Source organism: Ruegeria sp. AE3, assembly GCF_056542225.1.
Genome location: NZ_JBQFZL010000001.1, coordinates 633,480 through 645,572, shown reverse-complemented (window position 1 = coordinate 645,572; position 12,093 = coordinate 633,480). Strand labels below are relative to the sequence as shown.

Here is a 12,093-nt window from a genome sequence, read left to right as displayed (position 1 = left end):
GCATCCATGTCAGATATCGATATCCGCACCACAGGCCGTGCCGGGCGTATCACCCTGACCCGTCCTCATGCGCTGAACGCGATGACCTATGACATGTGCATGGCCATCGACACAGCGCTGCGCAACTGGCGCGAGGACGATGAGATCGACCTGATCATCCTGGACGCCGAAGGGGAAAAAGCCTTCTGCTCGGGCGGTGATATTGCTGAACTTTATGAAACCGGCACCAAGGGCGATTTTTCTTACGGTCAGAAATTCTGGTGTGACGAATACCGTCTGAATGCCCTGACCTTCGAATATCCAAAGCCGGTCATCAGCTTTCTTCAGGGGTTCGCGATGGGCGGCGGTGTTGGCATCGGATGCCATGGCAGCCATCGCGTTGTGGGTGAAAGCGCAAAGATTGCCATGCCAGAATGCTCCATCGGACTGGTGCCGGATGTCGGCGGCTCTTTGATGCTGGCCCTTGCACCCGGACGCACGGGTGAGTTTCTGGGGACAACGGGCTATCGGATGGGGCCTGCGGATGCGATCTATGCAGGGTTTGCCGATCTTTTCATCCCGCAATCACAATGGTCCGATCTGATCGAGCTGCTCGAAGCCTCTGGAAACGCTGAACTATTGGCTGACCATGCCGATACACCTTCTGATGGTGAATTGGCGAACTTGCAGGCCCAGATCGACCAGCATTTTTCCGGTGAAACCCTTGGCGACGTTCTGAACAGTCTGCACAGCGACGACAGTGAGTTTTCGGCGAAAACTCTGGGCATGCTGAGGAAGAACGCGCCGCTTTCCGTGGCCTGCACGATCGAGATTCTTCACCGCCTGCGCACCCCTTCTCTGACCATACGCCGAGCTCTGGAGATGGAGTATCGTTTCACCTACCGCGCGATGGAGCATGGAGATTTTCTGGAAGGTATCCGCGCTCAGATCATCGACAAGGATCGCAATCCGAACTGGCAGTTTCCTGACATGAACGTCCCTCTGGTTGCCGTGTCGAAAATGCTTCAGCCCCTGGGTGCGGACGCCCTGACTTTCGAAGAGGATTAAGAGATGCAAATCGGTTTCATCGGACTGGGAAACATGGGCGCGCCAATGGCGGCCAATCTGGCAAAAGCCGGTCATAAGGTACTTGGCTTTGACACAGCGGGCGTGACGGTTGACGGGGTTACTCCGGCCGAAACCGCTTCGGAAGCCGTTGCAGCGGCCGAAGCTGTCATCACGATGCTGCCAAACGGTGCGATTCTGAGGGCCGTTGCCGATCAAATCATTCCCGCAATGGCGCAAGGTGCCGTGTTAATCGATTGCTCGACGGTTGATGTGGAAAGCGCGCGGGCAGTTGCGGATCAGGCCATCAACGCCGGACTGTTGTCCGTAGACGCGCCGGTTTCAGGTGGCATCGGTGGCGCTGCTGCTGGCACGCTGACCTTCATGGCTGGCGGATCAGAGGCCGCGTTTGCCAAGGCATCCCCCCTGTTCGACATCATGGGGCAGAAAGCTGTTCACTGTGGTGAGGCCGGTGCCGGCCAGGCCGCCAAAATCTGCAATAACATGATCCTTGGTGTCACCATGATCGCAACCTGTGAAGCCTTCGCCCTAGCCGACAAGCTTGGTCTGGACCGGCAGAAGATGTTTGACGTGGTAAGTACGTCGTCCGGATACAGTTGGACGATGAACGCCTATTGCCCTGCCCCCGGTGTCGGTCCGCAAAGCCCGGCGGACAATGGGTACGCCCCCGGTTTCGCGGCCGAGCTTATGTTGAAGGACCTGCGCCTGAGCCAGCAGGCGGCAGAGAGTGCAGATGCAGATACACCGATGGGTCAGGTTGCCACCGCGCTTTATGAGCAATTTGTCGAGAATGAAGATGGCAAGGGACGCGATTTCAGTGCCATGCTGCCACGGTTCGAAAAGCGCGGGCGTGAATAAGACAACTGGCGGCATCTTGCCCAACGATTTGACAGATGTTGGGCAAGCGACCATCTAGGCAGTCATGAACAAAAGGCCCGGCTGGCCAAATCGCAAAGGACGGCGACATGACGAGATTTTTGGTGACGACGGCAACTCTGACGGCTTTGGCCCTTTCCCCGGTTGCCGCGGTTGCAAAGAATAAGGCCGGTCATTGCCCTCCGGGTCTGGCCAAGAAATCCGTTCCCTGCGTGCCGCCTGGTCAGGCAAAGAAAATCTATCGCGATGGTGACTTCATTACCAACGACTACCGTTGGATCAATGACCCCTATCGCTATGGGTTGAACCGAAACTACTCATATGTCCGTGCGGGTGATTACGTGTACCGGGTCGACCCCGAGACACGCAAAGTCCTGAACCTGATCGGCGCGATCGCAGATATCCTGAACTGAGGCCGCGTCTAGGCACTTATTCTGCCGCGACGCGCGCCCCTTTCAGCATCGGCTTCAGGTATCGCCCGGTGTGGCTGCGTTCAACATCGGCTATGTCTTCTGGTGTTCCGGTGGCGACGATTTCGCCACCGCCATCACCACCTTCAGGTCCAATGTCGATGATATGATCCGCAGTTTTGACCACATCCAGATTATGTTCAATCACCACCACAGTATTGCCCTGATCGACAAGTTCGTGCAGCACTTCCAACAGCTTGCGCACATCTTCGAAATGCAGACCTGTTGTCGGTTCGTCGAGAATATAGAGCGTTCGCCCGGTTGAACGCTTCGACAGTTCCTTAGACAGCTTTACCCGCTGCGCCTCGCCACCTGACAACGTTGTGGCTTGTTGACCCACCTTGATATAGCCAAGACCCACACGAGCAAGGGCGTCCATCCTGTCCCGGATTGACGGCACGGCCTTGAAGAACTCCTGCGCATCTTCCACTGTCATATCAAGCACATCCGCGATGGATTTGCCCTTGAACTTGATCTCAAGCGTCTCGCGGTTATACCGCGCGCCTTTGCAGGTTTCGCAAGTCACGTAGACATCCGGCAGAAAGTGCATCTCGATCTTGATGACACCGTCACCCTGACATGCCTCGCACCGCCCGCCTTTGACGTTAAAGCTGAAGCGACCCGGTTTGTATCCGCGTGCCTTAGCCTCGGGCAGACCGGCAAACCAATCTCGGATCGGGGTGAAGGCGCCAGTATAAGTCGCCGGGTTTGAACGCGGCGTTCGCCCAATGGGTCGCTGGTCGATGTCGATGACCTTATCGAGGTGTTCCAGCCCCTTGATGGTTTCACAGGGTGCTGGTGTCTGACGTGCTCCGTTCAGCCGCATTGACGCGGTTTTGAACAATGTCTCGATGGTGAGGGTGGATTTACCCCCGCCAGACACTCCGGTGACACAAACGAATTTGCCCAAGGGGAATTCGGCTGTGACATTCTTCAGGTTGTTGCCTGTGGCCTTGACCACCGTGACTTTCTGCTTCTTGCCTTTACGGCGCTGTACCGGAACTGCGATTTCACGCGTTCCTGCAAGGTACTGCCCGGTAATGGAGGCCGCATCCGCCGCGATTTGCGCAGGCGTTCCATGACTGACCACCTGCCCGCCATGTACACCTGCTCCCGGACCGATATCGAAAACATAGTCAGCTTCACGGATGGCTTCCTCGTCATGTTCTACAACGATCACCGTATTGCCCTGATCCCTCAGGTTCTTGAGCGTACCCAGAAGCCGGTCATTGTCTCGCTGATGCAGCCCGATCGAAGGCTCATCCAAAACATAGAGAACCCCGGTCAGCCCCGAGCCGATCTGACTGGCCAGACGAATACGCTGGCTCTCGCCACCTGACAGTGTTCCGCTTGAACGGGACAGCGTAAGATATTCCAAGCCAACGTTATTCAGGAAACCGAGTCGCTCGCGAATCTCCTTGAGAATGGCGCGGGCAATTTCGTTTTTCTGGGCGCTCAGGTGGTTGGGCGCGTCTTCGATCCACGCCAAAGCCTCACGGATCGACATCTGCACCACCTGCCCCACATGCAGCCCGGCGATCTTTACCGCCAGCGCTTCGGCCCGAAGCCTGTAACCTTCGCAGGCGCCGCAGGGACGATTGTTTTGATATCGTTCAAATTCCTCACGAATCCATGCGCTGTCGGTTTCGCGGTACCGGCGTTCCATATTCGGGATCACGCCTTCAAAACTGCGGGTCACCTGATAGACGCGCCCACCTTCATCGTACCGGAACTGAATTTCATCATCCCCGGACCCACGCAGAAAGACCTCCTGCACATTATAAGGCAGGTCTTTCCAGGGCGTGTTCTTGTCAAACTCGTAATGGCGCGCAATGGCCTCGATTGTTTGTAGGAAATAAGGGGATTTACCCTTGCGCCACGGTGCCAAAGCACCATCGTAGAGTTTCAGCGTCTGGTCCGGCACCACCAGGCGTTCATCGAAAAACAACTCAACTCCAAGACCGTCACAATCCGGGCAGGCACCGAAGGGCGCGTTGAACGAAAACAGGCGTGGTTCGATTTCGGGAATGGTGAAACCGCTGACCGGGCAGGCAAAATTCTCGCTGAATGTGATGCGTTCCGGATCACCCACACGCGGGGCAGTTTCCAATATGGCAATCCCGTCCGCCAGATCCAGAGCGGTGCGCAGGCTGTCGGCCAGGCGCGTTTCCATACCTTCCCGCACAACCAGTCGATCAACAACCACATCGATATCGTGACGGAATTTCTTATCCAATACAGGCGGTTGATCCAGTTCGTAGAACTCTCCGTCCACCTTGACGCGCTGGAAACCCTGTTTGCGCAGCTCCAGGAATTCTTTTTTGTACTCACCCTTCCGATCGCGCACGATGGGGGCCAGAAGATAACCGCGCGTACCGTCTTCCATTGTCATGATCCGGTCGACCATGTCCTGCACCTGCTGCGCCTCAATCGGTTGCCCGGTGGCTGGGCTGTAGGGCGTTCCGGCGCGGGCAAACAGCAGACGCAGATAGTCATAGATCTCGGTCACCGTGCCCACAGTTGAACGCGGGTTCTTGGACGTCGTCTTTTGTTCAATCGAAATTGCCGGAGACAGGCCGCTGATATGATCGACATCCGGTTTTTCCATCATATCCAGGAACTGCCGGGCATAGGCCGAAAGGCTTTCGACATACCGGCGCTGGCCTTCTGCATAGATGGTGTCAAACGCCAATGAGGACTTCCCCGAACCCGACAATCCAGTTATGACCACCAACTGATCCCGAGGGATATCAACGTCTATACCTTTGAGGTTATGTTCGCGCGCGCCGCGCACCTCGATATTCTTCAGCTCAGCCATATGCGGCCCCCAACAAACAAGTGGTTAAGAGATAGGCGAGCCAGACCAAGACTCCAACAGAAAAGTTAGAACATTTAGTGAACAGTCGAATTTTCGCCGATCAAAACCTGCAATGAACACAGGATTGACTAAAGGTGCCTAAAAAGGCGCAACCCTTGATCTGTTAGAGGAGGAAAATGGCGCGGTTGACGGGGCTCGAACCCGCGACCCCCGGCGTGACAGGCCGGTACTCTAACCAACTGAGCTACAACCGCGCATCTATTTTCGTGGCCTTTAACCTGGACCAAGGATGGCAGCGATGGCGCGGTTGACGGGGCTCGAACCCGCGACCCCCGGCGTGACAGGCCGGTACTCTAACCAACTGAGCTACAACCGCCCGCTGCAAGTTCATTGCTGAACGTTTGGGTGTATTATGGCTACGCTCGGGCAGCGTCAAGCGGCGTTTTCAAGTTTTTTGTCAGATTCCAGATTTTTGTATACGGCGCGATTTTTTGCGGATGCCGCGGGTTCTATTTCCCTTGCAGCCAACCTTCGGGAAAGATATCACCCCGTCCCATGGGTGATTAGCTCAGTGGTAGAGCGCTTCGTTCACATCGAAGATGTCAGCGGTTCAAATCCGTTATCACCCACCATTTTCCCGCATAGCTTTCCACCATTATTACGCAACTACACCGTGTACAATCCACTGCCTCAGCTTAGGTTCTTCGATTGGCCTCAACACAAAGAAGAAAATTTGATTGCACAAAAACACGTATGAAGTATTGATCTTCTGCGCATTTTTGGAGCATGAAATGGACCCTTTGAAGCTTTTTAAACAATTGATGACTGCATCGGTTTATCCCGAATCTGCCTACAGGGTTGAGCAAGTCAGAAACAGTCAAGATCCCAGTGTCATGCAGAAGAATTCGTTGATACGCACGCTGGCCAAGCAAAACCTGCTTCTGGTTGAAAAGAAAGACTACATTCATTCTGACCGGATCGAAGGCCGTGATTGGCCCATGTTTGGTTATACGATGGTTGGCCACAAACGCCTTGATAACATTCAGGAGGCCGTTGAGAGCATTCTGGACAAGGGCATTCCCGGCGACCTGATTGAATGCGGTGTTTGGCGCGGTGGTTGCGCGATGGTTATGAAAGCCGTCCTAGAGCTACATGGTGACCGAGATCGTAAGGTCTGGTTGGCAGACAGCTTTGCAGGATTGCCTAAACCCAATAGTACGGATTTTCCGGACGACACAGGCTACGATCTGTCAGAAGAAGAGATTCTTGCTGTTCCCGTTGACACAGTTAAGGCCAATTTTGAACGCTTTGACTTGCTGGATGAACGGGTAAAGTTCTTGCCTGGATGGTTCAAAGACACACTTCCAAGCGCTGAGATTGAACAGATTGCCCTTCTGCGTGCAGACGGCGATCTATATGAATCGACCATTCAAATTCTTGAAAACCTGTATCCCAAAGTGGTCTCGGGTGGGCACGTCATTATCGACGACTACAACTCATGGCCACCATGCAAGAAGGCCGTGGAAGATTATCGCAATGCGCATGGGATTACCGAGCCAATTATCGAAGTTGATTGGACCGGAGCCTATTGGATCAAGAACTAAGCCTCTCCTTCAAATAACCTGTTCATTGCCTGAACAGCGCGTTGATTTGTTCTCGCTCAAAATGCGCGTCGAGCGTCTCTGGGGCTTGCTTGAAAGTGCAAATTCTCCGGCAATCAGAGGGCTGCTGTTGCCGATATATTGACGCTGGTCAGTCCAAATACGAATCCCCTGTGTCGCTTTGAGCAACAGCCTCAATACGACGAAAAGAAATGCAACAAGCCAGCCTCACGCAATACTTGTACTTATTCAATAAAAACCTGAGCCTGTTCATCACGTCTTGATCAGTGTCGATCTTTGGCCCTTGAGACCGAAAGACGGCGGGGGTACCCCCGCCGCCTTGGAGTTCAATGCGCAGTTGCTAAAGACTCAGTGTTTCCAGAAGCTTGCGCCGCCGCTGCTGCGGCCTCTTCCGCGGCTTCATCCCACTCGATCGGTTCAGGTTTGCGCACCAATGCGTGTTCCAGAACTTCCGAGACATGTTTGACCGGGATGATCTTCAGCCCTTCTTTGACGTTGTCCGGGATATCCGCGAGATCCTTTTCATTCTCTTCCGGGATCAGAACGGTCTTTATCCCACCACGCAGCGCGGCCAGTAGCTTTTCTTTCAATCCACCAATCGGCATCGCATTCCCGCGCAGTGAGACTTCGCCGGTCATCGCGATGTCTTTCCGAACCGGAATACCGGTCAGAACCGAGACAATCGACGTGACCATGGCCAGACCTGCCGATGGGCCATCCTTGGGTGTCGCGCCATCCGGCACGTGAACGTGAATGTCGATCTTGTCAAACTGCGGCGGCTTTACCCCGATCTGAGGTGAAATCGAACGCACATAGGACGAAGCGGCGTCGATGGATTCCTTCATCACATCGCCCAGCTTACCGGTCGTCTTCATCCGCCCTTTGCCGGGCAGTTTCAACGCTTCGATATGCAGCAGGTCGCCACCCACTGACGTCCAGGCAAGACCGGTGACAACACCAACCTGATCGTCCTGCTCGGCCAGACCGTAACGGAATTTCGGCACGCCCAGGAAATCTTGCAGGTTTTCGGGTGTAACCTTAACGGTTTCTGCATCCTTCTTGATGATCTTGGTCAGCGACTTGCGCGCGACCTTGGCGATTTCACGTTCAAGGTTCCGTACACCCGCCTCGCGGGTATAGGTGCGGATGATCTTTTGCAGCGCCTCATCGGTCAGTTCGAATTCCTTGGCTTTCAAACCATGGTTCTTGACCTGTTTGCTGATCAGGTGCTGCTTGGCGATCTCACGCTTTTCGTCCTCTGTGTAACCGGCCAACGGGATGATCTCCATCCGGTCAAGCAAAGGCCCGGGCATGTTGTAGCTGTTCGACGTGGTCAGGAACATCACGTTGGACAGGTCATATTCAACCTCAAGATAATGGTCCATGAACGTGTTGTTCTGTTCCGGGTCCAGCACCTCAAGCATCGCGGATGCTGGGTCGCCCCGGAAATCTTGTCCCATCTTGTCGATTTCATCCAACAAAATCAGCGGGTTCGTGGTCTTCGCCTTTTTCAACGCCTGAATGATTTTGCCGGGCATGGAGCCGATATAGGTCCGACGATGGCCCCGGATCTCGGATTCGTCTCGAACACCACCCAGTGAGATGCGAATGAACTCACGCCCGGTAGCTTTGGCAACCGACTTACCCAGCGAGGTCTTGCCCACGCCCGGAGGGCCGACAAGGCAAAGAATCGGCCCTTTCAGCTTTTTCGAGCGCTGCTGAACCGCGAGGTATTCAACGATCCGTTCCTTGACCTTCTCAAGCCCATAATGGTCCGCGTCCAGAATCTCCTGCGCGCGGCCCAGATCCTTTTTGACACGGGATTTAGTGCCCCAAGGCAGAGCAAGAATCCAATCCAGATAGTTGCGCACAACTGTGGCTTCGGCCGACATAGGTGACATGTTCTTGAGCTTCTTAAGCTCACCCTCGGCCTTTTCCCGCGCTTCTTTCGACAGCTTGGTTTCGGCGATTTTGGCTTCCAGTTCAGCAACTTCGTTGCTGCCGTCCTCGCCATCGCCAAGTTCCCTCTGAATGGCCTTCATCTGCTCATTCAGATAATACTCACGCTGCGTCTTCTCCATCTGGGATTTGACACGGGTCTTGATCTTCTTCTCGACCTGCAGAACAGACATCTCGCCCTGCATCAGGCCATAGACCTTCTCAAGCCGCTCGCTGACGCTGAGGGTTTCCAGAAGCTCCTGCTTTTGTTCGACTTCTATGCCCAGATGCCCGGACACAAGGTCGGCCAGCTTCGCAGGCTCGGTGGTATCGCCTACTGCGGTCAGTGCCTCTTCGGGGATGTTCTTGCGCACTTTGGCGTAACGCTCGAACTCATCCGCGACAGTGCGCAACAGCGCTTCGGTCGTGGTGACGTCGCCGGGAATTTCGGTCAGGTATTCCGCGCGGGCTTCGAAAAACTCTTCGTTTTCCAGAAACTCGGTGATCTGAACGCGCGCCTGCCCCTCGACCAGCACTTTCACCGTGCCATCGGGCAGCTTCAGAAGTTGCAGCACATTGGCCAAAACGCCGGTGCGGTAGATGCCTTCTTCATCCGGATCGTCAACGCCGGGATCGATCTGGCTGGACAACAGAATTTGCTTGTCATCCTGCATCACCTCTTCCAGCGCGCGGACCGATTTGTCACGGCCTACGAAAAGCGGCACGATCATATGTGGGAACACCACAATATCGCGCAGCGGCAGGACGGGGTAGGAGGAATTCAGAGGCTCTTGCATGCTCTATCCTTATCGTTGGCAAGACGGAACTTGTCCCTCATCGAGGCAACATTTGTCCGTCTCCTGTCTTGGACGATAAAGGTGGGGCCTCATCGCCCATTTTCAACCTTACCGCCATGTATCACCAATCAGAATGAACCGAGGTTTGGCGGACTGCAAGGCGTGCCGGGAACATATCCACCAAAATAGTAGGATACGCCCCGGTCTTGCGCGATCAGTCGCCAGAAAACAGCCCGGCTGCGCAGAACTGGCAGATTTCTTCCTGGAGAGGGCAAAATATCACAGCGGTTCGATATCCCCCTGCGCGCGTTGCGCGTGGAAATCGGCCTGCCAGGCTTCGAACGCACCATCCGCAATCGCGTCGCGCATGCCGGCCATGATCTCCTGAAAATAATGCAGGTTATGCCATGTCAGCAACATGCCAGAGATCATCTCATTCGCGCGGAACACGTGGTGCAGGTAGGCGCGGGAATAATTCGAACAAGCCGGGCAAGTGCAGTGTTCGTCCAGCGGCCGCGGATCGTCTGCGTGACGGGCATTCTTGATGTTCACCACGCCGTAGCGGGTGAAAACCTGCCCTGTACGCCCAGACCGCGAGGGCAACACGCAGTCCATCATATCGATCCCGCGGGCAACAGCACCGACGATATCGTCGGGCTTGCCGACGCCCATCAGATAGCGCGGCTTGTCCGATGGCAGGAAATCGGGGGCATAATCGAGGCAAGAGAACATGGCCTCTTGCCCTTCGCCGACCGCCAGGCCACCAACTGCGTAGCCTTCGAAACCGATAGATTTCAACGCCTCGGCGCTTTCTTCGCGCAGGTCTTTTTCCAACCCACCTTGCATAATGCCAAAAAGCGCATGCCCCGGACGATCGCCAAACGCATCGCGCGACCGTTCCGCCCAACGCATCGACAGGCGCATCGACTCGGCAATGCGGTCACGATCCGCTGGCAGCGCAGGGCATTCATCGAAACACATGACAATGTCCGAGCCCAACAGGCGCTGGATCTCCATGGACCGTTCCGGCGTCAATTCGTGCTTTGACCCGTCGATGTGGGATTTGAAGGTCACGCCCTTTTCAGTCAGCTTGCGCAAACCGGCCAGCGACATGACCTGAAATCCGCCGGAATCTGTCAGAATGGGCCGATCCCAGTTCATGAACTTGTGGAGTCCACCCAGTCGATCAATACGCTCAGCGGTCGGGCGCAGCATCAGGTGATAAGTGTTCCCCAGCAGGATGTCTGCCCCGGTCGCCCGAACGCTTTCCGGCATCATCGCTTTGACCGTTGCTGCAGTGCCAACCGGCATAAAGGCAGGCGTTCTCACGTCGCCGCGCGGTGTGCTGATCACTCCGGTCCTGGCTTTGCCGTCTGTTGCCTTCAGATCAAAAGAAAACTGTTGGGTCATGTCATCCCTCGGGTCGCCGAACCGGGCAGGCTTTGCCCGATCCGTTTGGTCTTTGCAACCCGTCAGGGTAGCGAGGCAACACGGTCTGTAAACAGTTGAACAACCCCTGCCCCGTCCACGTCGCGGCAGACCCGAACTACGGGACGTTCCGGATCAGGTCGCGTTGCCCCCTTCTGGTCGCCTTCGGTGACAACCCGCAGACCCGTTTCGACCATGTCAAACATGGCGCCATGAGAACAAGCGATCACAGCCGTCGAATCGTGTAGGCCGCAGCCTTCCAGACCACCGACGTCCTTGTAGAACTTCAGGTAAAAGCGAGAGATATCGCGCAGAAAGGACCCCATATCAGGTGATCGCATTGCCAGGCTTTCGAAATCCGCAGTCTCGTAGAGCGTTTTCAGCGTGACATCCAAACCGACAAGAACGGTTTCCGGCGGCGTGGCAAAGACCTCTTCAGCGGCAATCGCATCATGATAGATGTTGGCCTCAGCATGTACTGTAATATTACCCGGGCAGTACACCGCCCCGCCCATTATAACCAAACGCCCCAGATTGTCGGCGAATTCCGGATCCAGACGAATGGCGTTGGCGATGTTGGTCAGAGGGCCCACGGCGCAAACCACCAGCTCTTTCTTGTGGGTTCGTGCCATGTCGACCAGAAATTCAGCAGCTGACAGGGCGTGGTTACTTCCAATCTCGGGAATGTCAGTCAGGTCACCGAATCCTTCGGGACCATGCACATGTTCGGATGGCGAATGTGTATCGGCACCCAATGCAACGGCAGCCCCTTCCGCGACAGGCAGATCCAGACCCAGTTTATCAAGCAGGAACCGGGCATTGCGGCTGGATTGATGTACATGCGTGTTTCCAAACACCGTGGTCAGGCCGATCAGCTCGATCTCGGGTGCTGCAGCGGCATAGGCGATTGCCATGGCATCATCGATGCCAGGATCTGTATCGATTATCAGTTTCATCCCCGCCCGATACCGCAAACAATTAGGGATGCAAAGCGGTCACAGCACGATTTTTCGATACAGCGTTTCATTATCGAGGCATTTGCATGGGACTGCTTTCCCCTCATACCAGAGTTGAAATCG

Annotated in this window: 8 protein-coding genes and 3 tRNA genes; 5 read left to right on the top strand and 6 right to left on the bottom strand. The window is 55.3% G+C overall.

Annotated elements, in window-relative coordinates; genetic code table 11:
* Positions 1-6 precede the first annotated feature (6 nt).
* The 3 genes from ACR0NZ_RS03185 to ACR0NZ_RS03175 all read left to right on the top strand — a co-directional run bounded on the left by ACR0NZ_RS03185 (position 7) and on the right by ACR0NZ_RS03175 (position 2,354).
* The gene (locus ACR0NZ_RS03185) at positions 7-1,047 is read left to right on the top strand and encodes an enoyl-CoA hydratase/isomerase family protein (RefSeq protein ID WP_480516891.1); all 1,041 of its coding nucleotides are present in this window, start codon (positions 7-9) and stop codon (positions 1,045-1,047) included.
* A gap of 3 nt (positions 1,048-1,050) precedes the next feature.
* Entirely contained in the window at positions 1,051-1,923 is an 873-nt protein-coding gene (gene mmsB, locus ACR0NZ_RS03180) for a 3-hydroxyisobutyrate dehydrogenase (protein WP_480516889.1), read from the top strand.
* 107 nt (positions 1,924-2,030) lie between these two features.
* Positions 2,031-2,354 (top strand): hypothetical protein, encoded by a 324-nt coding sequence (locus ACR0NZ_RS03175; RefSeq protein WP_480472543.1) that lies wholly within the window; start codon positions 2,031-2,033, stop codon positions 2,352-2,354.
* A 16-nt stretch (positions 2,355-2,370) separates the two neighbouring features.
* On the opposite strand, the gene uvrA is transcribed toward ACR0NZ_RS03175, so the two are convergent.
* From uvrA to ACR0NZ_RS03160, 3 genes are all read right to left on the bottom strand, one after another.
* Entirely contained in the window at positions 2,371-5,229 is a 2,859-nt protein-coding gene (uvrA, locus tag ACR0NZ_RS03170; protein ID WP_480516887.1) for an excinuclease ABC subunit UvrA, read from the bottom strand.
* 177 nt (positions 5,230-5,406) lie between these two features.
* Positions 5,407-5,483, bottom strand: a tRNA-Asp gene (locus ACR0NZ_RS03165).
* A gap of 45 nt (positions 5,484-5,528) precedes the next feature.
* Positions 5,529-5,605 (bottom strand) — tRNA-Asp (locus ACR0NZ_RS03160).
* A 181-nt stretch (positions 5,606-5,786) separates the two neighbouring features.
* On the opposite strand from ACR0NZ_RS03160, the gene ACR0NZ_RS03155 reads away from it, so the two are divergent.
* Together ACR0NZ_RS03155 and ACR0NZ_RS03150 are read left to right on the top strand one after the other, a co-directional pair.
* Positions 5,787-5,861: transfer RNA gene (locus tag ACR0NZ_RS03155), tRNA-Val, on the top strand.
* 159 nt (positions 5,862-6,020) lie between these two features.
* Entirely contained in the window at positions 6,021-6,833 is an 813-nt protein-coding gene (locus ACR0NZ_RS03150; RefSeq protein ID WP_480516885.1) for a TylF/MycF/NovP-related O-methyltransferase, read from the top strand.
* A gap of 344 nt (positions 6,834-7,177) precedes the next feature.
* Here the strand turns inward: ACR0NZ_RS03150 and lon are convergent, their stop codons facing one another.
* From lon to ACR0NZ_RS03135, 3 genes are all read right to left on the bottom strand, one after another.
* Positions 7,178-9,586, bottom strand: a complete 2,409-nt coding sequence (gene lon, locus ACR0NZ_RS03145) for an endopeptidase La (RefSeq protein WP_480516883.1) — start codon at positions 9,584-9,586, stop codon at positions 7,178-7,180.
* A 279-nt stretch (positions 9,587-9,865) separates the two neighbouring features.
* Entirely contained in the window at positions 9,866-10,996 is a 1,131-nt protein-coding gene (gene tgt, locus ACR0NZ_RS03140) for a tRNA guanosine(34) transglycosylase Tgt (RefSeq protein ID WP_480516881.1), read from the bottom strand.
* A gap of 62 nt (positions 10,997-11,058) precedes the next feature.
* On the bottom strand, positions 11,059-11,970 hold the full coding sequence (locus ACR0NZ_RS03135) for a nucleoside hydrolase (RefSeq protein WP_480516879.1): 912 nt from the start codon (positions 11,968-11,970) through the stop codon (positions 11,059-11,061).
* Between the last annotated feature and the right edge of the window lie 123 nt (positions 11,971-12,093).

What these genes read in the sequence shown, in the direction of transcription:
- ACR0NZ_RS03185 (WP_480516891.1), top strand. Translation starts at nt 7, where the DNA reads ATGTCAGATATCGATATCCGCACCACAGGCCGTGCCGGGCGTATCACC.
- mmsB (WP_480516889.1), top strand. Translation starts at nt 1,051, where the DNA reads ATGCAAATCGGTTTCATCGGACTGGGAAACATGGGCGCGCCAATGGCG.
- ACR0NZ_RS03175 (WP_480472543.1), top strand. Translation starts at nt 2,031, where the DNA reads ATGACGAGATTTTTGGTGACGACGGCAACTCTGACGGCTTTGGCCCTT.
- uvrA (WP_480516887.1), bottom strand. Translation starts at nt 5,229, where the DNA reads ATGGCTGAGCTGAAGAATATCGAGGTGCGCGGCGCGCGCGAACATAAC.
- ACR0NZ_RS03150 (WP_480516885.1), top strand. Translation starts at nt 6,021, where the DNA reads ATGGACCCTTTGAAGCTTTTTAAACAATTGATGACTGCATCGGTTTAT.
- lon (WP_480516883.1), bottom strand. Translation starts at nt 9,586, where the DNA reads ATGCAAGAGCCTCTGAATTCCTCCTACCCCGTCCTGCCGCTGCGCGAT.
- tgt (WP_480516881.1), bottom strand. Translation starts at nt 10,996, where the DNA reads ATGACCCAACAGTTTTCTTTTGATCTGAAGGCAACAGACGGCAAAGCC.
- ACR0NZ_RS03135 (WP_480516879.1), bottom strand. Translation starts at nt 11,970, where the DNA reads ATGAAACTGATAATCGATACAGATCCTGGCATCGATGATGCCATGGCA.